At 63.9% G+C, this 21,783-nt stretch carries 11 protein-coding genes; 3 read left to right on the plus strand and 8 right to left on the minus strand.

What is annotated here, in order from left to right; genetic code table 11:
• Positions 1-58 precede the first annotated feature (58 nt).
• Positions 59-1,624: a tetratricopeptide repeat-containing sulfotransferase family protein gene (locus AC3WJB_RS00775; protein WP_492677733.1), complete on the plus strand. Its 1,566-nt coding sequence runs from the start codon at positions 59-61 to the stop codon at positions 1,622-1,624.
• Here AC3WJB_RS00775 and AC3WJB_RS00780 read toward each other — a convergent pair.
• The 8 genes from AC3WJB_RS00780 to AC3WJB_RS00815 form a co-directional block, all read right to left on the minus strand.
• Entirely contained in the window at positions 1,594-3,426 is a 1,833-nt protein-coding gene (locus tag AC3WJB_RS00780) for a tetratricopeptide repeat-containing sulfotransferase family protein (protein ID WP_492677735.1), read from the minus strand. The two genes, AC3WJB_RS00775 and AC3WJB_RS00780, sit on opposite strands and share 31 nt — an antisense overlap.
• A 153-nt stretch (positions 3,427-3,579) precedes the next feature.
• Complete coding sequence (locus tag AC3WJB_RS00785; RefSeq protein WP_492677737.1) at positions 3,580-6,702, minus strand: TonB-dependent receptor; 3,123 nt, start codon at positions 6,700-6,702, stop codon at positions 3,580-3,582.
• A 245-nt stretch (positions 6,703-6,947) separates the two neighbouring features.
• Positions 6,948-9,917, minus strand: a complete 2,970-nt coding sequence (locus AC3WJB_RS00790) for a TonB-dependent receptor plug domain-containing protein (protein WP_492677739.1) — start codon at positions 9,915-9,917, stop codon at positions 6,948-6,950.
• A 489-nt stretch (positions 9,918-10,406) separates the two neighbouring features.
• Positions 10,407-13,376, minus strand: coding sequence for a TonB-dependent receptor plug domain-containing protein (locus tag AC3WJB_RS00795; protein WP_492677741.1), 2,970 nt, complete (start codon positions 13,374-13,376; stop codon positions 10,407-10,409).
• Between the two features lie 483 nt (positions 13,377-13,859).
• Positions 13,860-15,704 (minus strand): sulfotransferase, encoded by a 1,845-nt coding sequence (locus tag AC3WJB_RS00800; protein ID WP_492677743.1) that lies wholly within the window; start codon positions 15,702-15,704, stop codon positions 13,860-13,862.
• A gap of 43 nt (positions 15,705-15,747) precedes the next feature.
• Entirely contained in the window at positions 15,748-17,565 is a 1,818-nt protein-coding gene (locus AC3WJB_RS00805) for a tetratricopeptide repeat protein (RefSeq protein WP_492677745.1), read from the minus strand.
• 109 nt (positions 17,566-17,674) lie between these two features.
• Positions 17,675-19,108: a tetratricopeptide repeat-containing sulfotransferase family protein gene (locus tag AC3WJB_RS00810; RefSeq protein ID WP_492677747.1), complete on the minus strand. Its 1,434-nt coding sequence runs from the start codon at positions 19,106-19,108 to the stop codon at positions 17,675-17,677.
• A 16-nt stretch (positions 19,109-19,124) separates the two neighbouring features.
• Complete coding sequence (locus AC3WJB_RS00815; protein WP_492677749.1) at positions 19,125-19,688, minus strand: 2OG-Fe(II) oxygenase; 564 nt, start codon at positions 19,686-19,688, stop codon at positions 19,125-19,127.
• 319 nt (positions 19,689-20,007) lie between these two features.
• On the opposite strand from AC3WJB_RS00815, the gene AC3WJB_RS00820 reads away from it, so the two are divergent.
• Complete coding sequence (locus AC3WJB_RS00820; RefSeq protein WP_492677751.1) at positions 20,008-20,952, plus strand: DegV family protein; 945 nt, start codon at positions 20,008-20,010, stop codon at positions 20,950-20,952.
• 300 nt (positions 20,953-21,252) lie between these two features.
• Entirely contained in the window at positions 21,253-21,741 is a 489-nt protein-coding gene (locus AC3WJB_RS00825; protein WP_492677753.1) for a hypothetical protein, read from the plus strand.
• Positions 21,742-21,783: the final 42 nt, after the last annotated feature.

A 21,783-nucleotide genomic window follows, 5' to 3' on the forward strand; every position in this document is an offset into this window, starting at 1 on the left:
CGGCGGCGGCCCTCACCGATGATATAGACGCCCGCAGATGACTTCACGACGGCAAGGATTGAGCGACGCCAGCTGGCGGCACGTGGCGAGCGCAGGTGCGGCGCTGGATGCCGGTCGGCTCGATGCGGCCAGCCAAAGCCTTGCGGCGATCCCGGCGGCCGAAGCCGGACACCCCGAGGTGCTGCGCATGCGTGCCGGCATCCACAGCCTGCAGGGGCAACATCGCGAAGCCGTCGCCGTGATGCGCCGGGCCGTGACACAGCGTCCGGACGACGCGCTGTACTGCAACACGCTGGGCACGATCTATGGCAACGCCGGCAACTACGATGCGGCGGTCGAGGCACTGCAGCGCGCCTGCGAGCTGCAACCGACGCTGGCCCTGGCGTGGTTCAACCTTGGCGTGATGCTGATCCGCGGCGTACGCCATGGGGAGGCTGAGGCCGCGCTGCACAAGGCGGTGGAGCTCGATCCCGGGCAGTCCGCGGCGCGCGCCTTGCTCGGCGACGAGTTGCGCAACCGCGGGGCGGTGAGCGAGGCCGCGGCCCAGTACCGCCAAATCATCACCCGGGAGCCTTGGGTCGGCCAGGCCTGGTGGGGCCTGGCCGACCTCAAAACCACGCGCTTCGCCGACGACGACATCCAGCGCATGCAGATCGCCATGCGACGCCCGGAGGCCAGCGACGACGACCTGATCGCGATTGGCTTCGCCCTGGCCAAGGCGCTGGGGGATGCCGGACGCTACGCGGAATCCCTCGCCACGCTCGCGCAAGCCAATGCAGTCGCGCGGCGGCGGCAGACCTGGGATGCCGCCGGTTTTTCCGCCAGTGTCGCCGACGTCGTTGCAGCCTTTTCCCCGCCTCCGCCCACAGCCCGCACGCCGACGCTTGGCCATGAAGTCATTTTCATCACCAGCCTGCCGCGCTCGGGCTCCACCCTGGTCGAACAGATCCTGGCCTCGCACAGCGCCGTCGAAGGCGCCGGGGAACTGGTCGACCTGCCAGCTGTACTGGCCGAGGAGTCGCAGCGCCGCGGCCAGCCGTTCCCGCGCTGGGTACCCGCCATGCAGCCAGTCGACTGGGAGCGCCTCGGTCGGCGCTACCTGGAGCGCAGCCAGCGCTGGCAAGGACGCCGGACCAGGTTCACCGACAAGCTGCCGAACAACTGGATCTATATTGGTGCCATCCGCGCGATGCTGCCGGGCGCCCACATCATCGCCTGCCGGCGCGATCCGTTGGAGACCTGCCTGTCGTGCTACCGGCAACGTTTTGCCGGCAACGAGTACACACGCACATTCGAGGACCTGGCGAGTTTCTGGCGCGACTTCGACCGCAGCGTCCGGCACTGGTCGGCGCTGCACCCCGGCCACGTCCTCGAGCACGGTTACGAAGACCTGCTGGCCGACCCGGACGCCTCGATCCGCCGCCTGCTGGCCTTTTGCGGCCTGGCGTTCGAAGCCGCCTGCCTGCAATTCCACGCCACCCAGCGGGACGTCCATTCGCCCAGTGCCGCCCAGGTCCGCCAACCGCTGCAGCGCGACACTGCGCGCGCGCCGCGCTACGGCGCCCTGCTCGATCCGTTGCGCGCGGCGCTCGGCTATCCGCCGCTTGCGGACCCGTCGGGATAGCCCCAATGGCGCAGCATCGGCGCGAGGATCGGCAAGACCGCTTCGAGTTGTGCCTGGTAGCGCGTCCAACGATTGACTGCGCGGGTGCTCACCGGCTGGATGACCTGGTCGTAACTGGGCGTGCCGATGTATGCCTTGCCGCGTGCGTGCGCGGCAAATTGCTGCAGCGGTGCGGCATCCTCGAGGCCGAGGAACGCCGCAATGCGCTCGCTCTGCGCGGGTAGATCGGCAACCAGGTCCTCGTAACGCGACACCAGCACGGCCGGCTGGAACACCTCGACGTGATGCAGCCAATGTGCCATCGCCGTCACGTAGGCCGTGGCCAGCCGCTCCAGGTCCGCGCAGGCCGTGGCCAGCACCGTGGAACGGAAATTCTGCATGTAGCAACTGAGGATCACGTCGCAGGGATGACGCAGCGCCAGGATGAACCTGGCTTCGGGAAACATGCGGTTGATCAGCGGCAGCCACAGCATGTTGAGCGGGTTCTTGTCGACCAGTTGCGCCTCCCAGTTGCGCGGGATCTTCTCGCACACCAATGACCAGTAATGCTTGCGCAGCTCGTCGCAGTCGCGCTGGTTCAATTTGTACAAGTCCTGCGGCACGCGCACTTCGTAGCTGGCAAGGCCGTCGGCCAAAGTGTTGAGGAACGGGCGTTCATCCATCGACTGCAGGGCCGGATGGGCGTCCAGCATCTGCTCCAGCAGGGTGGTGCCCGAGCGCGGGAAGCCCACGATGAACACCGGGGACTGGCTGGCTTCCGGCGCGCGCAATTTCGGCCAGGCGCGGAATTCCTCGACGCTCAGGCGCGTGACGGCCGCCGGCAACAGCGGCGCGTCGGGGAGGAAGTGCGAGGGCACCACCCGGCGCATCTCCTCGCCCTGGCGCGCATGCGCCAAGGCCAAGGCCTGCATGGCGGCCGCCGTGTCGCCCAACTTGTCGCAGCTCTCGGCCAGCGCAAAGTAGTGCACATAGTCGCCATCAGTACCCGGACCGGTACGCTCCAGCAGCGCACGTGAGCCGGCCCAGTCGCCCCGGCGCTGCGCCAGCCTGGCCTGCTGGTGCGCGATCTCCTTGCGCGCCGGCTCGTCCAATATCAATTGCTCGCCCATGATCCGGCGCAGCAGCTGATCGGCGGCGTCGAGCCGGTTCATGCGCTCGTAGGTGACAGCCAGCTGGAGCTGCGCCGGCAGATAGGCCGGTGTGCGTTGCAGGATTTCGCGCAGCAGCGCTTCGGCGCCCTTGGGATCGCCCTGCGCCATCAGCAGGTGGGCAAGCTCGAGCTGCAGCTCGTCATCCAGCCCGGTCCAGGTTCGCCAAGGCTGAAGCAGCTTGTCGATCTGCATATCCCGGCATGCGCTGCAGGCGCTGGCCGCGCGGATGCGGATGGGGATGGATTCGGGGTCCAGCAGATGCGCATCGAGCAGGGTCTCGCGCGCCTCGGGATAGGCCTGCTGCTGCATCTGCAGCAGCCCCAGGTTGAGCAGGGTCTGGGCGTTCTTCGGATCCCACTGCAACGCCGTGGCATACGCCTGGGCCGCAGCGTCCAGGTCACCGGATTCGCGCAGCGCGGTGGCGTAGTTGCTCCAGTGCACCCCGGATTGCGGATAGCGGCGGGTGAGCTGCGCATAAAGCGGAAGCGCGACGTCGAGCTTCTTTTGCAGATGCAGGCTGATAGCCAGCAGCAGCTGCAGGTTGCCGTCGTCGGGCTGCTCGTCGAGCCCGGCCCTGGACAGACGTTCGGCCTCGACCAAGCGTCCGGCATTCAGTGCCGTGGCGATGATTTCAGTGGCGGTGACAGGCATCTCACTATCCGATGGCAGGGCGGCGCGACGCCCACGCCAGGTGCGCCGCTGCACGCGGCATCGAGGGCCACGCCATTGTCGGCGAATTTCGATGCCCGCACAAAAAGGCCGCGCGGAACACCACGCGGCCCGCCCCGGCCAGCAGCGTTCGCGCTAGAAGTCGTAGGTCACGCCGAGCTGGATGTAACGCGGCGTCGCCTGGCTTATCGGTACCCAGAAGTCCTTCGACAGGACGCCAGGGCCGGACTCCGAGATCGCATAGTACTGAGTCACCCGTTGTTGATTGAACAGGTTGTAGACCAGCACGCTGAAGCCAAGCTTATGCCCGGCGAACGCCGGCCGGTACTCGGCATTCAGGCTGACGATTTCCTGCCACGGCGTGCGTCCGGTGGCGCCACCCGGCGCCGGCTTGCCCTCCGGCCCGCAGAAGTGATACGCCGCGGCGTAGCCAAACGGGTCCGTCTGTTCCGGCCCGAAGTAGCCCAGGCAGGTACGCGGCGTGCCGGAGAGGATCTGCGCCGTGCCACCGAGCAGCCATTCCGGGGTGACCTGGTAATAGCCGCGCAACTTGATCTGGTGACGGCGGTCGTTCGCCTGGTCGCCGTTCGCGTAGGTCATCACGCCCGAGTTGTCCCAGTCCTCGGTTTGCGCCACGTCCGTCTGGCCGATATCCGACCGCACCGAGCCTTCCGAGTTGCCGAAGCTGTGGCTGATCGTGTAGTCCAGGCGGCCAAACCACTTGCCGTCAAACGGATGCTCCAGGTAAAGATCCAGGCCAACGTACTTGCGCAGCAGGTCCGGCATGCCAAATGCCGACCACGGCACGGTCATGGTGCCGTAGCCGCTCGTGGTGGAACCGTAGACCAACGGGACGTTGAACGAGGAATTGCGACCCGGGTTCATGATGTAGCAGCCTTGGCCTTCGGCCGCATTCGGATCGAAACCTTGCGCGACGCCGGCATTGACGAATACATCGGTCTCGCACACATCATCGAGCATGTTGCGCAGGCGGCGATAGGTTGCCTTGGCGCCCGTGGTCCAATGCATGCCGAACATGTCGAATGCCTTGTCCAGGCCGGCGATATATTCATCCTGATACTCGGCCTTGGCGTTTTTGCTGGTGACCTGGCGCGGGTCTGGCGGCACTCCAAATTCGTTGTTTGCGGACACGCCTGGATAATGCCCTTGCGGAATCTGGGTCAGCCCAGTCGGTTGGCCGGTGGTCGGATCGATGCCGGTGTAGGTGAAGTACTGGTCGGTAAAGACGCTGCCTGAAGCACCGCGAATGGCCACATTGGCTGGTTCGTCCAAATAATAACGGCCAGCATTCGCATAGACCTTGAGGCTGGAATCACCATAGACGTCCCAAGTAGCACCCAGGCGTGGCGACCAGTTTGGCTTGGTCAGGCGCAAATAAGCCTGACCGTCGGGGTTGTAATTGGTGAATTGGTCGCTGCGTACGCCAATCGACAGCAGGATGTTATTCGTGACCTGCCAGCGGTCTTCAATATATTGTGCACGCTGCTTGACACGCACGCTCTTGGCACCCGTGGTGAAGATGTCCTTGAAAACGTAATAACCCTGACCACCAGGCGCGCCGACTTCCTGGCCGGTCAGCGAGCTGATGGCAAGGCTGGGATCACCCTTGCCATAAAACCAGGCGAAAGCCCCGGCTCCCGAGCGTTGCTGGCCAATGTTCAGGGCCTGGGTATCCATGTTGTCGATGCCGGCGGTAATCGAGTGGGTGCCGATCTTGTAATTGATATCCAGGCGCAGGTTACGAGTCTTGTCCTCAGCACCCGGGTTATTCACCGTGGCGATGGTCTGCGGCCCGACAATGGCGCTGCCACCAGTGTAGGCTGGATTCTGGAACTGGGCCCGGGCGATAAACGGATCGTCGCCGCTGCCCGCTTCGCTATAGTTGGTCTGCTTCATCTTGCCGTACAGTGCATCGACCGTGAGGCTATCCGTAAGATAGCCGGTATATTTGAGGCTGTACATGTCGGCGCCGTCCTTGGTATGCGTATCCGGTCCCTTGAATGCGCCATAGGTGCCGCGATTTGAGCCATCAGTGGCGTAATTGTAGGCATAGACGTTACCGGAATAGGATGACTTGTTCGATGCGCCGGTCAATTCCAGGATGTTATTATCGGTAATGTTCCAATCCAGTTTTCCGTACCACTTTGGATTATTGTATGAATAACGCGTGGCCTGGTTTACTTCCACGCTGCCGACATTTTGCCCACTCACCTGCCGGTTCGCTTCATATGCACCGAAGAAGAACAGACGATCCGGGATCAGTGATCCGCCAAGGTAGAAATCCTCGGTATGCTGCCAAGCCTTGTTGTCGTTGCGGAAGCGGTATGGCTTGCCTTGCGCGCCATCGGGGCCAGTCAGGTATATGGGACCGCTGGGGTAGCGTTGGTTGTCCGGGCTGGCCATGCCGAAATCGGGCTGCCACAGTTCGGCAACCCCGAAATGCCACTCGTTGGTGCCGCGCTTGCCAACCATATTGATCACGCCGCCGTCCGAACGGCCGTACATGGCGCTGTAGCCACCGGTCAACACTTGTTCCTGCTCGATCGCGCCGTAGGGCAGGCTCAGGCCGCCAAAGTTGTGCAGTGGATCAGTGGTATTGAAACCGTTGATGTAATACGCGTTCTCGGCAATGCTCGAACCGGCGAAGGAATTGAGCACCTGGCCTTCAGGGCCACGCAAACCAACGTACGCGCTGGTACCGGCATTGACGCCCGGCGCCAACTGCGCGATCGCCTCGGCGTTGCGCTGCAACGGCAGCTTGGCCAGCTGCGTCGACGTCACCACCACGCGCGAGTCGACCTGGCTGATGTCAATCGGCGGCAGGCTGTTCGCGGTCACCGTCAGGGTTCCCAGCGTTTGGACTGCTGCAGGTATGTTGAAGTCGACGCGGGTACCGCCGCCCACCGGGAAGGTGACGTTGTTGCGTGTATCGGTGGTGACGCCATCCTTCTGCAGGGTTACCGTGTAAGCGCCCAGCGGCAGTGAGGAAGCGCTGAAGCTGCCGGCGGCGTTGACCGTCACCGTGCGGGTCACCCCACTCGGCCCACGTACCGTGACTGTATCGCCCGCAGGCGCCGTGCCGTAGATGCTGCCGGTGGACGATTGTGCCTGCACCGCGCTCATGGCCCCCAGTCCGTACAGGCCGAATGCACCGGCGATGGCGATACTCAGGGTGGAGCGGACCAGCGTGCCGGCCCGGCGATGAAATAACTCGATGAGATGCTGACGACGTGTCATGGCAATGCCTCCCGACGGTACGCCTGGTCCGATCTGGCGCGCGGGGCTAGGCAAATCAGCGTGCTTTCTTAACGAGTTCCTTATAGACACCTTTCCTGAACGCACGGTGACGCATCGACGTCACGATCCGCCAGCACAAGAGGTTTGGCGCGCGGCAGCTCGCCGGGGATACTGATCTCTACAATGAAAAAAAGGCCGCGCGATTGCTCGCGCGGCCTTGAGATTTACAGCAGTCGACTCGGGACTTAGAAGCTGACCGTGGCGCGAGCCCAGTAGTAGCGGCCCACCACATCGAAGTCCGCCGGGTCGGTGTTCGCATTCAACGAGTTGTTCGAATACAGCATTGGCGGCTGCTTGTCGAACAGGTTGTTGACACCGATGCTGAGCTTCGTGTTGATCGGCTTGATGTTGTAGCCGAGGCTCACGTCGCTGTAGGCGTGGCTGCCATAGTGGAACACCACGCCATCGCGACCCGGATACGCCGTCGCCTGCTGGCTCAGGTTCTTGGAGCCCATCTTGAACGGGCTGCTGATGCGCATCCGCCAAGACGCATCCCAGGAACCCATCTGCCAGTTCAACGACGGCTGGATGCTCCAGCGCGGGAAGAAACACAAGCCGCCGGTGTTCGACGCGCAGGCCGACTGCAAGCCAGAACCCAACGAGCCCATCATGCCGGCACCCTGGAACACCCGGTTCGCGGCCGTTCCCGGTGCGATCTGCACCTGGTACTGGGTCATGTAGGTCCCGTTCACGTTGAAGATGAACTGGCCGAAGCCGAACTCCGGCAAGCGGTACGTGGCCGAGAAATCCGTACCCTTGACGTCCAGCCGGCCCAGGTTGGTCGTCGGCAGGTAGACCTGCTTGATCTGTCCGATATTGCCACCAGCGGGGAAGCGCTGGATCAGCGGGCAGTACTCGGCAATCCCGTTGTAGCAAAGGTCGAGCACGGTCTGCTCACCCGGGATCGTGATCGTGTCGTTCAGGTAGATGCGCCAGTAGTCGATGCTGACCGAGAGCCCTGGCACGAACTCGGGCGAATACACCGCGCCGAAATCGAAGGACTTGCCCTGCTCCGGCTTGAGCGGGAAGTTCAGATACTTCGCGCCCGAGAACAAGCCGCCACCCTGACCATGCTCGGCCACCGTCTGGTTGCGGAACGAACCATCCAGCGGCACGTTCACGCAGGCCGGATTCGGCGTGGTGGCGCCATCGCAGGGGTCACTGCTCAAGCTCGAAGTGCTGCTTGCCGGCATGCCGAAGATGTCCTGGATGCTCGGGGCGCGGAACACCGAGGCCACCGTGCCGCGCAGCAGCAGGTCGGTGATCGGCTTCCACTCGAAGGCGACCTTCCAGTTGTTGGTGCTGCCCGCCATGTTGTACTTGGAATAACGATCACCCAAGGTCACGTTCAGCGACTTGGCGAACGGCATGTCGGTGAGCAACGGGATGAACAACTCCGCATAAGCTTCCTTGACGTTGTCGCTGCCGCGCAGGGGGCTGGCACAGCCGGCACCCGGGCAGTTGCCGGTGGTCGGGTCGATCAGCTGCTGGAACGGGATGGTGTTGTTGGTGAATTCATTGCGGTAGGAAACACCAGCCGCCAGCTGCATCGTGCCCGCGGGCAGATCAAACAAGGCGCCTGTGACATCGGCGTGATATTGGCGCTGCAGCGTCCACTGCTGCATCAAGGTTTGCACCGAAGCTTTCTTCAAGGCGGCCGCGGTGGAGGTCGACTGGCCGCTGAAGATATCCCACGGCACGCAAGAGTTGAGCGAGATCGGCGCGCTCGGCGTACCGCACTGCACCACCCCGTCACTGTTCATGAACGAGGGTCCCAGGCCGGCCGCCAACAAGGAACTGCTGGGCGAACCGCCGGTGGTCGTCGTGAACGAGTAGTAGCCGTAGTTCACGCCGGCATCCCAGGTCCAATCCTTGTCGAACAAGGTCAGAGATCCCTTCAGTCCTGCCTGCAGCTGGTTGGTGCGCTCGCTGGAGGAATACACACGGTTGCCGGCAGCCACCTGGCGGAAGCCCACGGTGTTGCCGTTGGCGCGGGTAAAATCGATGCCGAACGGGTTGTAGTAGCTCTGTGCCGAAACTGGCGTATTGGTGTTGATCCCAAAGGGGTTCGGCGCCAACTGCATCGACGCCGTCGACTTGTTCATGTACGTGGTCATGTACGCATCGACGTGGTCGGTCAGATGGTAGGTGCCCTTGAAGAAGCCGTTGATGCGCTCCTGGGGTGCGCGCAGTGCCTGCACCGTCGCATAGTTGTAACGGTCGTCGTTGCCGAAGCAATGGAAGTCGCCCGGGCCCAGCGGGCTCTTGCCGGACTTGATGGCATCGTGGTTGGCTGCCAGGTTGTTCTTGGTGGCGCAACCAAACTGGGCCGCGATGTCCTTTGGCAGCCGGATATTGCCGTAGATGCCCGTGCCGGAACCACCCTTGGCGGCATACAGCGGGCCGTTCGGGCTGTCGGCGGTCAGGGACAGGGCGTACTCGGAGAACTTGCGGTTGCCCTGCAGGATGATGTCCGCCTTGTTGTAGCTGACGCCGGCGATGAGGCTGCCCTTGTCGGAGCTCTGGCCGAACGTAAAGCCACCGCCACGCGTCTCGCCATCGCCATGATCGGAGATGCCGTAGTTGGTGGTGACCTGGGCCCCCTGGTAGTCGGACTTCAGGATGACGTTGATCACGCCGCCGATCGCGTCGGAACCGTAGACAGCCGATGCACCGTCGGTCAGGACCTCGATGCGCTCCACGGCGGCCGCCGGGATCGCATTGATGTCCGCATTCACCACGCGCTGGCCGTCGACCAGGGTCAAGGTGCGGTCCGAACCCACGCCACGCAGGCCAACCATGGTGCGGCTGCGCGGATTGGCGTTCGGGCTGTTCTGGTTGTTGACGGTCGGGGTCAGCAGGCCACCGGTGACCGCCGGCAGGTTCTGCACCACGTCGCCAAGGGTCAGGGCGCCGGTCGCCTTGATCTGCTCGGCGGAGACCGCAATGACCGGGTTGGATGTTTCGAGGTCCACGCGGCGAATGTGCGAACCAGTCACCACGACGGTCTTGAGTTCGGTGGCTTGGCTTGCCTGGGGCTGCGATGCGGCCTGATCCTGGGCAAATGCACTGCCGGCAACGCCAACGGTCATCACGGCGCCCAGGGACAGGGCCGTTCGCACCGCCAGCGACAGCTTGTTTCGATTGGATTTCATTACGCTCTCCGGATTTGAGGTATCAATGACATTTCAGTACCCCGTGCCATGTCGAGGTTCTGCCCTAGGGTCTTGCGAGTGTTGCCAAGTGTCGTGCTGTCCGCGATTCGTTCGCGCGGGCCAGCTTGCCAAGTCACCCACGCGGTCCCGCCGCGAGTGAGCTGAGAGAAGGTCGAATCGACAAGGCGGGCAAACATCTACTGCGTGCCTTGCCAATTCTTTTACAAAACAGTCCCATCTCCCTTACATTTGCGGAAGGCTAACGCAAAGCACACAAATGACGCAAGTCAAAATTTCCGCTCCGCAGACTTGACAAGTGTCAAGTCCTCGCAAGTCCATGGCATCGTTCTTGCCTGCCAAACTGACCATGGCAACATGGTTCCGCCGACCCCGGCGGGCGTCCAAGCCGCGCGCCTCCTGAACACCGGGCACAAAAAAAGGCCGCGTCACGGATCGGCGCGGCCTCTGGACGTAAACGTCAATGTGGGTTCAGAAGCTCACGGTAACCCGCCCCCAGTAGTAGCGTCCCACGACATCGAAGTCCGCCGGGTCGGTATTCGCGTTCAATGAATTGTTCGTGTAAAGCAACGGCGGTTGCTTGTCGAACAGGTTGTTGACACCGATGCTGACCTGCGTGTTGATCGGCTTGATGTTGTAGCCCAGACTCACGTCACTGTACGCGTGGCTCCCATACTGGAACACCACGCCATCGCGACCCGGGTACGCCGTCGCCTGCTGGCTCAGGTCCTTGGAGCCCATCTTGAATGGGCTGCTGATGCGCATCCGCCAGGTTGCGTCCCAGGAACCCAGCTGCCAGTTCATCGCCGGCTGGATGCTCCAGCGCGGGAAGAAGCACAGGCCACCTGAGTTCGTCGCACACGCCGACCCAAGTCCAGAGCCTTGCGAGCCCATCACCCCGGCACCCTGGAACACCCGGTTTGCCCCCGTCCCCGGTGCAATCTGGATCTGGTACTGGGTCATGTAGGTCCCGTTCACACTGAAGACGAACTGGCCGAAGCCGAACTCCGGCAAGCGGTAGGTGGCCGAGAAGTCGGTACCCTTGACATCGAGCCGCCCGAGGTTGGTCGTGGGCAGGTAGACCTGCTTGATCTGTCCGATGTTGCCGCCCTCGGGGAAGCGCTGGATCAGCGGGCAGTACTGGGACAGGCCGTTGTAGCAAAGATCCAGCACGGTCTGCTCGCCAGGGATCGTGATCGTATCGTTCAGGTAGATGCGCCAGTAGTCGATGCTGAGCGACAGGCCCGGGACGAATTCCGGCGAATACACCGCGCCGAAGTCGAAGGACTTGCCTTCTTCCGGCTTCAGCGGGAAGTTCAGGTACTTGGCACCCGAGAACAAGCCACTGCCCTGGCCGTGCTCGGCTACGGTCTGGTTGCGGAACGTACCATCCAGCGGCACATTCACGCAGGCCGGATTCGGCGTGGTGGCGCCATCACAAGGATCGCTGCCGAGGCTGGAGGTGCTGTTTGCCGGCATGCCGAAGATGTCCTGGATGCTCGGGGCGCGGAACACCGAGGCCACCGTGCCGCGCAGCATCAGGTCAGTGATCGGCTTCCACTCGAACGCAACCTTCCAGTTGTTCGTGCTGCCCGCCATGTTGTACTTGGAGTAGCGGTCACCCAGGGTCACGTTCAGCGACTTGGCAAACGGCAGGTCGCTGAGCAGCGGAATGAACAGCTCGGCGTACGCTTCCTTGACGTTGTCGCTGCCGCGCAGGGGGCTGGCACAGCCGGCACCCGGGCAGTTGCCGGTGGTCGGATCGATCAGCTGCTGATACGGAATCGTGTTGTTGGTGAATTCATTGCGGTAGGAAACACCAGCCGCCAACTGCATCGTGCCCGCGGGCAGATCGAACAAGGCGCCCGTGACATCGGCGTGGTATTGGCGCTGCAGCGTCCACTGCTGCATCAGGGTTTGCACCGAGGCTTTCTTCAAGGCCGCGGCAGCGGAAGCCGACTGGCCGCTGAAAATGTCCCATGGCACGCAAGAGTTGAGCGAGATCGGCGCGCTCGGCGTGCCGCACTGCACCACCCCATCACTGTTCATGAACGAGGGCCCCAGGCCGGCTGCCAGCAAGGAACCGCTGGGCGAACCGCCGGTGGTGGTGGTGAACGTGTAGTAGCCGTAGTTGACGCCGGCGTCCCAGGTCCAGTCCTTGTCAAACAAGGTCAGGGAACCCTTGAGCCCGGCCTGCAACTGGTTCGTGCGCTCGCTGGAGGCATACACGCGATTGCCGGCGGCGACCTGGCGGAAGCCCATGGTGTTGCCGTTGGCGCGGGTGAAGTCGATGCCGAACGGGTTGTAGTAGCTCTGCGCCGAAATCGGCTGGTTCGTGCTGATCCCCCAGGGATTCGGCGCCAACTGCATCGCGGCCGTGGACTTGTTCATGTACGTGGTCATGTACGCGTCGACGTGGTCAGTCAGGTGGTAGGTGCCCTTGAAGAAGCCGTTGACGCGCTCCTGCGGCGCGCGCAAGGCCTGCACCGTCGCGTAGTTGTAGCGGTCGTCGTTGCCGAAGCAATGGAAGTCGCCCGGGCCCAGCGGGCTCTTGCCGGACTTGATGGCATCGTGGTTCGCCGCCAGGTTGTTCTTGGTCGTGCAGCCAAACTGCGCCGCGATGTCCCGCGGAAGCCGGATGTTGCCGTAGATGCCGGTGCCGGAACCGCCCTTGACCACGTACAGCGGGCCGTTCGGGCTGTCGGCGGTGAGCGAAAGCGCGTACTGGGAAAACTTGCGGTTGCCCTGCAAGATGATGTCCATCTTGTTGTAGCTGACACCCGCGATCAGGTTGCCGTTGTCTGATACCTGGCCAAACACAAAGCTGCCGCCGCGCGTCTCGCCGTCACCGCGGTCGGAGATACCGTAGTTGGTCGAAACCTGCGCGCCCTGGTAATCGGACTTCAGGATGACGTTGATCACGCCGCCGATCGCGTCGGAACCGTAGACAGCCGATGCACCGTCGGTCAGGACCTCGATGCGCTCCACGGCGGCCGCCGGGATCGCATTCATGTCGGCATTGATCACGCGCTGGCCGTCGACGAGGGTCAGGGTGCGGTCCGAACCCACGCCACGCAGGCCAACCATGGTGCGGCTGCGCGGATTGGCGTTCGGGCTGTTCTGGTTGTTGACGGTCGGGGTCAGCAGGCCACCGGTGACCGCCGGCAGGTTCTGCACCACGTCGCCCAAGGTCAGCTTGCCGGTGGCCTGGATCTGCTCGGACGACACGGAAATGACGGGGTTGGATGTCTCCAGGTCGACGCGGCGAATGTGCGAGCCGGTGACGACGACGGTTTTCAGGGTCGTCGCTTGGCCCTGGTCCGCCTGCGCCGCCGCCTGGTCCTGGGCGTGCACTCCGCCGACGCCGCCAACGGCCAGCACGGCGCCCAGGGACAGGCTCGCGCGGACGGCCAACGAAAGCCGATTTGGATTGAATTTCATTGCGCTCTCCGGGTATCACGTTGAGAAATATTCGGAACCTCGCGCAGCTGCGAGGCCCTTTGCCAGCTGACGCTTGGATACGGCCTCCGGGACGAACCGCCGCCCCGCAGTAGGCCGCCGGGCCCAGCTTGGGGTCCGGTGCAAACGACGCACATTGCGACTCACCACGCGAACGAGGGTGGCGTCAGTTGCCGGCAAACACGGGACGCGCTCCCTGGCTGCCCGCCGTCACCGGTTCCACCAAACCCTTAGGAGCGTGGGTGGTAGCCGCCGTCCGGGCTGCAAACGTTTCCACCGCCCACACCCCTAACCTTCATTCCCGCCCATTTCACGTCCGAAAAGTGAAACATTAATTTCCGTTTCACAATTGACTGAGGTCAACTTCGCGCACTGGGACTCTCGGGAGTCGGTGTCTGCTCCCGATACGCGGTATCCACTCTGGAGTCCAAGCAGGCCCGCACGCCACCCGACAGGCCGTGCGCGTCATGCGGCAGGAGGTCGTCCGGGCGTGTCGGCGTAGCCCCAGTGCGCCAGCATGGGCGCGAGGATCGGCAACACCGGCTCGAAGTACGCCGCATACTGCCGCCAGTGGTCCACTGCCCTGGCGCTGATCGGCTCGACCACCTGCGAATAACTCGGGGTCCGGATATAGCCCTTCTCCCGGGCCCGTTCGGCAAAACGCAGCATGTTCTCCGCCGCGCCGAGGTCGAGGAAGTCCGCGATCCGGCGGGTCTGCATCGGGGTATCGGCCACCAGGTCCTCGTAGCGCGACACAAAGACGTCCGGCTGGAAGACATCCACGTGATGCAGCCAGTGCTCCATGGTCGCCACGTAGGAACGTGCGAGGTGCTCGAGCGACCGGCAGGCGGCAATCAGCGGTGCCGCCTGGAAATTCTGCAGAAAGCAGCTCAGCAGGACATCACACGGATGGCGCAACACGAACACGAACTTGGCCCGCGGGAAGATGCGATGGATCATGGGCAGCCATGACATGTTGAGCGGATTCTTGTCCACCAGGCGCGCATCCCAGCGCCGCGGTACCTTGCCGCAGGCCATGATCAGGTAACCCTTGCGCAGCTCGTCGCAATCGCGCTGGGTCAGCCTGCCGAGGTCGCGTGGAACCTCGATGCCGATGTCCCCCAGCTGATTGGCCAGCCGGTTCAGGAAGGGTCGCTCGTCCATGGACTGCAGGCGTGGATGCGCATCGAGCATCTGCTCCAGCAGTGTCGTGCCCGAGCGCGGGAAACCCACCACGAAGACCGGCGACTGGCTGGCGTCGGGCGCCTTCAACTGCGGCCAGGTCCGGTAGTCCGCTTCGTCCACCCGGTCGTCGACGTGTGGCAGCAGGGGCGCGTCGGATTCCAGCAGATGGGGGTTGGACACGCCCAGCAGCCGGACCTGGATGGCATGTGCCGTCTGCAACGCCTGCATCGCCGCGTCCGTATCACCGAGCCGGTCGCAGGCCTTCGCCAGCGCAAAGTAATAGGCGTCGTGGTCGGCGTGGGCGGGGCCGACCGCCGTCAGCAGTGCGTGTGCGGCGGCATAGTCGCGCCGGCGCATGGCGAGTTGGGCCTCCTGGCTTTCCACCTCGCGCCGGATACCGGGATCGGCATCGCCAGGCATGGCCGCGAGGATCCATTGCAGCTTGGCCTGCGCCTGATCCAACCGGTTGACGCGTTCGTATACCTTCGCCAAGAGCAATTGCGCGGACCAGTCGCCCGGCGCGCGGCGCACCCGGTCCTCGAGCAGTTCCATGCCATCATCGAGTTCATTGACCTGCACCAGCAACTGGGCCAACTCAGCCATTTCCTCGTCCGCGAGTGGCAGCCAGTTGCGCCAGGGCTGCAGCAGGATCTCGGCGCGATGGTCGTGGCAGGCGAGGCACGCCCGTACGGCGTGCAGGCGGATGCCCACGGCATCCGGCGCGAGGTCGAACGCGCGCATCAAGGTGGCCAACGCCATGGCCGGCTTGCCGCTCTCGAGCTGGATCAGGCCCAGCTCGTCCAGGCGCTCGGGATCGTTCAGCGCGCAGCGGGCCGCGGTTTCCGCCGCCCGCTCGGCCCCTTCCAGGTCGCCCGCGCGACCCAGCGCCGAGGCGTAATTGGACCAGTGCAGGCTGTCCTCCGGGCACAGCTCGACCAACCGGGCGAACACCGCGAGCGCCTGCGCCGGCTGCCCACGCTGCTGCAGGGCCAGGGCCAGCAACACGAGCACGTTGATGTCATCCGGCATCTGTTCGAGCGCGGCGCGGCAGTGCTGCTCGGCGAGCGGCGCATCGCCTGCCTGCAGCGCGGTGACGATCGGGTCGATCAGCCAGTTGTCGGCCATTCCAAAGGATCCTTGGGCATGCGGAAGTGGTGCAGAGGCGGCGTCAGGCAGCCACCGGCACGACGTCGAAGGCAATAGTCATGCGGTATTCGTCCGCGCCGCCGGAAAACGGCACGGTGCCATGCCACATGTAGGAAGGAAACAGTACGAGCAGGCCCGGCTCCGGCTTGACCGCGTACTCGGGTTCCAGCGGCGGCCGGGTCGGAAACGCCGACTCGCCAAACTGAATCCAGCCTTCGCCGGTATGCCGATCCAGTGCCGGCGGCAAGTGCAGGTAGCACGCCGAGGAAATCCAGCCATCCTGATGATAGTGGTTGACGTGGAAGCCATGCGGACGCAGCCGCACCGACCACATGCCGCTGATCCGGTAGCGGCCGGTGTTGCGACTGCGCATGGGATCGGTGCCGTGGCCAATCGCCTCCATGTAGCGCCGGATGGGCCCATCGATGGCCTGCGGGAACGCACGGATCGACGCATATGTCGAATCCTGCGGAATGAGCTGCACCTGGGTGCCGCCGCGCAGCGAGTTGATCACCGGGTGCGCACGCAAGACATGCGAGCGTGTGAGATCGGCCACCAGGTCGTCGAGGTAAGCCGCGAGGTTCGGCCAGCCGTCCGGCACGTCCAGCAGCGCGGGCCGTACCAGGCCTTGATAATCAAGCAGCTCGCGGTAGCGTGCGTCACCCAGCATGCGCAAAGCATCGGCCCGCATCGCCAGGGCCTGCCCATCGGTGGGGTTTGCCCGGTGCAATGCATCGGCCGCCTCAAGTGCCGCCTGGGCCCGCCCGACCGCCAGACAGGCATTGCCGAACGCGACCCGGGCACCATAGTCATTCGGTGCGACGGCCAGCAGGCGCTGCGCGTAATCCAGCGCACGCGGCCCATCGAACTCCAGGGCGATCGCGCTTGCGGTGCGCAGCAGCTCAGGATCGCGATCCGCCAGCGCCAAGCCGGCATCGATGACCGCCAGGGCGTCGCGCGCGCGCCGCGCGCTTAGCAGCAGACGCGCCTTGCTGGCCCGCAAGGCGTGCAACTGCGGTTGCCGCGCCAGGGCCGCGTCCAATTCGGCGCATGCCAGCTCGGCGTCATCACTGCGCATCCACACCAATTCGGCCAGGTTGGCCTGCGCCAGGGCATGGCCAGGCCACGCCCGGACCAACTGCCGCAGCTCCGCTTCGGCTTCATCGAACCTGCTCTGGCCCAGGAGCGTACGCACCAGCACGAACGCAGCCTCAGCCGTCTTGCCGACCTTGGCGATGCCGGCGCGTGCTTCGCGCGCCGCCTCCTCGTAACGCCCTGTGTCGACCAGCACCGCAGCCAGGCGCAGGCGCGCGTCGCCATCATTGGGCTCGAGCTCGAGCCAGCGACGGAACACCCGCTCGGCCTGGTTGGCTTGCCCTTGCGCCATCAAGGCGTGGCCATACAGCATCAGGATTTCAGCATTGGCGCGACCGCCCCGGAACAGCGGCTCGAGCAAGCTGCCCACCTCCGCGGCGCGGTTGGCGCCGAGCAGGAGGCGCGCCAGCATGGATGCCGCAGCCAGATCGTCGGGCACCAGGGCCAGCATCTGCCGCAAGGCGCGTTCGGCTTCGGCGTGCTGCCCAGCCGCCACCAACACCCGCGCGCGCAGGACCTGGGCCTCGCGATTGTCCGGCTGCAGCTCCAGCCAGGCCTGCACGGCCTGCAAGGCCAGCACGTGTTCGTCGGTCTGGAAAAACGACCCGGCCAGCAGCCGCTGGGCCTGCGCCATGTTGGGGTAGGCCTGCAGCAGCGCCTGCAGCATGGGGCGCGCCTGTGCATGGCGGCCGCCTTGCAGCAGGCCGGCAGCGGTTTGCAACACCGCCAGGGATTGCGTGGACAAGGACGTAGCCATCAGCCAAGCGTGCCCGCAGCGTCGCAGCGGCACAAGCCCATGCGCCAGTACGCGCATGATCCGCAGCCACGTGCCGCGACGGCACACCACTGACCAGTCATGGGGCGTCGGCGAAGCGCGCGAGCTCGGGAATGAATGGTGCGTACGCGCGCCAACGCCCCACCGAGGTCCGATACACCGGCTGACGCGCCTGCCAGACGCTCGCCGAGAGGACCGGAGTCGCCTCAACTGCAGCCTCAGTCCGAGACGGGGCGCCGATGAACTCGCCCAAGCGGGCCACAGTGGTGTCGGGCTCGTCGACCAAGGCCTCGTAATCGAGCTCGAAGATGGGCAGGCGGAGGGTGCGCTTCCAATGCTGCATCAGCACATCGTGCCCCGCCATCCCCGCCTGTATGTCGGCAAAGTCATAGGCAAAGCCAAGGTCGGGGTGGGCGAAATCCTGGGTCCACAGGGACAAGGCGGTATCCGCCCGCCCGCGCCGCAGGTGGATCACCCGAGCCTGCGGAAACATGGCTGCGACGACATGCAGGTAGCGGAAGTTCATCGGGTCCTGGTCGATGTACCAATTTGCCGGTGCATCGTCCTGGACCGCCAGCATGCGATAGAGCCCGGCCGCTTCGGCAATCACTGCACCCTGGCCCAGGTGGCCACCGGCGACCAGACGCTCTGCGACGAAGCGCAGGGTGCGCAGTTCACCACGGTCCCGCGCCCCGGTCGCCCGGGCGAGCAAGGTCGCCGTCAGGGTCGTGCCGGTACGCGGCATGCCAATGACGAAGACGGGGACGAACGCCTGCCTGGACACCCCCTCTGCTGGCACCACCACCTCCCGCATCCGGGTAGCGACGGCCTGCTGCCACGCGGCAGCATCCCAACGCCAGACGTCACGCAGGATCGTGTTGGCCCGACGCAGGGTCCGGCCCGCCGCCGCATGGTCGCCAAGGTCGCCTTGCGCCTTGGCCAGGGCGAAGCCGGCCGAGGCCAGCGGCCGGGGCGGCAGGCGCCCTGCCGCGAAATGCCGGGCGAACCAGCCAATCTCGACATCTGCCGGATCGACATAACGCCGGGTATTGGCCAGCGCGTTCAGCACGTGGTGGCGGTCGAGGTCGATACCCGCATCCAGCGCTGCCAGGTAGCGCGTGCGTGCCGTGTCGAACTGGCCCAACTCACGGGCGACGTTGCCCGCCTGCATCAGCAACTCCGCCGACGCCGCACCACGCGCCAGCGCGGCCTTGCAGATCGTCTCAGCCACTGCGTGCCGGTCACATTCGCGGATGAAACCCACGCTGCGTGTGCTCACCCCTGCGTCGAAGCGGCTCGCCTCGCACAAGCTGTACAGGGTCTGGGCGGCAGCGCTGAAGCGGCCTTGGCTGCGCTGCACGTTGGCCAGCAACATGCCGACGTCTTCCCGGACTGGATCGTCCCGCTGCAATGCGCGCAACATCGCCTCAGCCTGCACCGGTTCGTTGGCCTGGAACAGCGCTTTCGCCTCGGCAAGTCGGGCGTCGCTGGAAACGGAAGAGGTGGCCTGCATACGGGTACCCAGGGGCTCAGCCAGCTGCGGGCTCCAGCTTGAACGCCAAGGTATAACGCGGGGCGTAGCAGATGCGGTTGGGTGGCCGGCCGACGTGGGGGATGTTGCCGTCAAACACCGCAAGCCGGCCTGGCCGTGGTGTCACCGCGGCCATCGCGTCGAGCTCACTATTGTAGAACAATGTTTCGCCGCCCCACTCCGGGTTCCACTCCGGCGCGATATACCACAAGGCAGTCAGCGCCTTCTGCCCGGGCACCCTGGTGTCGGTATGGATGAACAGCATCTCGCCGTAGGCGGCATGGTTGCAGTAGCAACGTTCGACGCGATAGGCGGCGGCGCCCTCGAAATCACGCAAGGCTTCCAGCGTCGGCTGGTACACCGCGAGCTGCCTGGCAGTCTCCAGCGGTATGCCCATTTCCCAATGGCGGAACTGGGAGGTTTCGGCGCGGGCAATTTCATCCTTGACGAAGTTCGCGCCCATGAATGCGTCGGTGAGCTGCTTGATCAGCGGCAAGGGCACCAGTCCGTCATACACGCGGATCGGGCGGCCCTCCACCTGCATGGCGCGGGTCAATGGCATGACGGAGTTTCCACGGTGGTCGGCTCAGGATAGGTGGCACCCGCAACACGATCAAGCGCCTGGCGTTGTCACTGAATTCCCGCTACCGCGCACTGCTGTCCGGAACGTTTTGAGAAAGGCCTCCACCCCACATCTCGTCATTCCCGGCAGGCGGGAATGACGAGGTAGGGAGTGCGGCGGATCCCCGTTTGACCAGCTTCGCTGTTGTGAAGCGCCTCATGGGAATGACGGGATAGCGGGGGTGACGGAGGACCTGCTGGGACGGCGGTTGCGGGGCGTGCGTGCTATGTTTCCAAGTACGCCCCAGCCGGAATTCATGATGCGTTACGCCGTGACCATCGACGCCGCCTGCGACCTGCCGCACGACTATTTGCTGCAGCATGGGATCACCGTGATGCCAATCACGGTGAAGGTAGACGGCGAAGTATTCATGGACGACCGCAGCCCGGCCGAAATACGGCGCTTCATTGAACGCAAACTTGGCCAGCGCAACCACGAGGCGGAGACCGCGCCGTGTTCGGTCGAGGAAGTGGAGCATCTGTTCCTCGACAAACTGGCGCTGGAACACGACTGCGTGTTCTGTCTCACGATCACTGCCACGCGCAGTCCGATCAACGACAACGTGCACCGCGCGAGCTACCGCATCCTGATGAATTACCGCAGGGCGCGCGCCGCATCGGGCCTGACCGGGCCATTCATGATGCGCATCATCGACACGCGCAACATTTTCGCCGGCGCGGCACCGGCGGTTTTCGAGGCCACGCGCATGATCGCCGAGGCCCACGCGCCGACGGCTATCCGCACGCGGCTCGCCTACATTGCCGACAACAGCTACGGCTACATGTTGCCGCGTGACCTGTATTACCTGCGTGCCAGGGCAAAGAAAAAGAACGATCGCAGCGTGGGCCTGCTGAGCGCCGTGCTGGGCTCGGCGCTGGACGTCAAGCCGCTCCTGCGCTGCTATCGCGGTGAAACCGGGCCAGTCGGCAAGATCCGCGGCTTCGATTCTGGAGCCAAGACCTTGTTTGCCTATGCCGCACGCCAGGTACGGGCGGGCCTGCTGGTGCCGATGGTGTGCCTGAGCTATGGCGGCGACGTGTCGACGCTGAACGGGCTGCCCGGATACTCCGAGTTGCACGACGCTTGCGCGGCAACCAACGTGACGCTGCTCCAGGCGCCGATGGGCATCACCGGCATGGTCAATGTCGGTGAGGGTGCGCTCACCGTCGGCTTCGCCACACGACAACATCAAGCCAATTTCTAATCGAGTCCGTTTCGCAGATACCGTGAGAGGGCTCTTCCCCTCTCACAGAGAGCGATGCCGGATCAAAAGGGCGGGATTGAATGCGTTGCTACGCATCTGCTGAGGGCTAAGACATGATCGCCAAAGTCAAAGTCGCCGAACCCGCGGTCACCGGCAGCTTGTCACCAACGGTAGAAAGCAGCACTGCGCGAAAAGCGAATCGACGGGTTAAATTAAGATAGGGCTTCCAAAAACCTCACGGGTCCAGCTATATGCTCCATATCGCCGCTCATAGGCGACGCATATATCAAGGGGAAATCGATGAAAACCTTCAAGTCCTGTTATCTGCCTCTTTTCGCAGTGTTGGCCACCCTGATGCCTTTATCATCCATGGCGTTACCCTTCGCGGCAAGGAGCATCATTTACTTTGATGCGCATGACAATATTATCGGACAACAGGTTCTTTATTGTAACAATATCAGCCACCACGGCGGGCAAATAGACCCATCAAACGCATATCGGGTTGAAGAAGAATTTAGCTGTGGCGATCGGAGTGTTACATGTAGCGGCCAGATGATGACGGACACCGTCACCCATGAACCCACATATGTCTTTAATTGTGAACCTGGGCAAAGTTCGAATTATTCGGAAATAGTGTACTTCAGATCGGCACTGGGATATTCACAAGCCCAATACTGTCAAAGCTCTGGCATAAATGGGGCGTTTGCTGGTCATCCTTCGTGTGGCTTGCCTGCGCCAACAGAAGTTCCGCAGTCTTCGTATCCCTATCTGAATGGATGGAACCCCTGAATATCAATATAGGATGGTAAACCCTGCATGACTAATATAGAG

It is taken from the genome of Rhodanobacter sp. FW510-R10, from assembly GCF_058781105.1.

Coding starts and splice junctions, on each gene's coding strand:
- AC3WJB_RS00820 (WP_492677751.1), top strand. CDS start 20,008: ATGCGTTACGCCGTGACCATCGACGCCGCCTGCGACCTGCCGCACGAC.
- AC3WJB_RS00780 (WP_492677735.1), bottom strand. CDS start 3,426: ATGCCTGTCACCGCCACTGAAATCATCGCCACGGCACTGAATGCCGGA.
- AC3WJB_RS00790 (WP_492677739.1), bottom strand. CDS start 9,917: ATGAAATCCAATCGAAACAAGCTGTCGCTGGCGGTGCGAACGGCCCTG.
- AC3WJB_RS00785 (WP_492677737.1), bottom strand. CDS start 6,702: ATGACACGTCGTCAGCATCTCATCGAGTTATTTCATCGCCGGGCCGGC.
- AC3WJB_RS00795 (WP_492677741.1), bottom strand. CDS start 13,376: ATGAAATTCAATCCAAATCGGCTTTCGTTGGCCGTCCGCGCGAGCCTG.
- AC3WJB_RS00825 (WP_492677753.1), top strand. CDS start 21,253: ATGAAAACCTTCAAGTCCTGTTATCTGCCTCTTTTCGCAGTGTTGGCC.
- AC3WJB_RS00810 (WP_492677747.1), bottom strand. CDS start 19,108: ATGCAGGCCACCTCTTCCGTTTCCAGCGACGCCCGACTTGCCGAGGCG.
- AC3WJB_RS00800 (WP_492677743.1), bottom strand. CDS start 15,704: ATGGCCGACAACTGGCTGATCGACCCGATCGTCACCGCGCTGCAGGCA.
- AC3WJB_RS00815 (WP_492677749.1), bottom strand. CDS start 19,688: ATGCCATTGACCCGCGCCATGCAGGTGGAGGGCCGCCCGATCCGCGTG.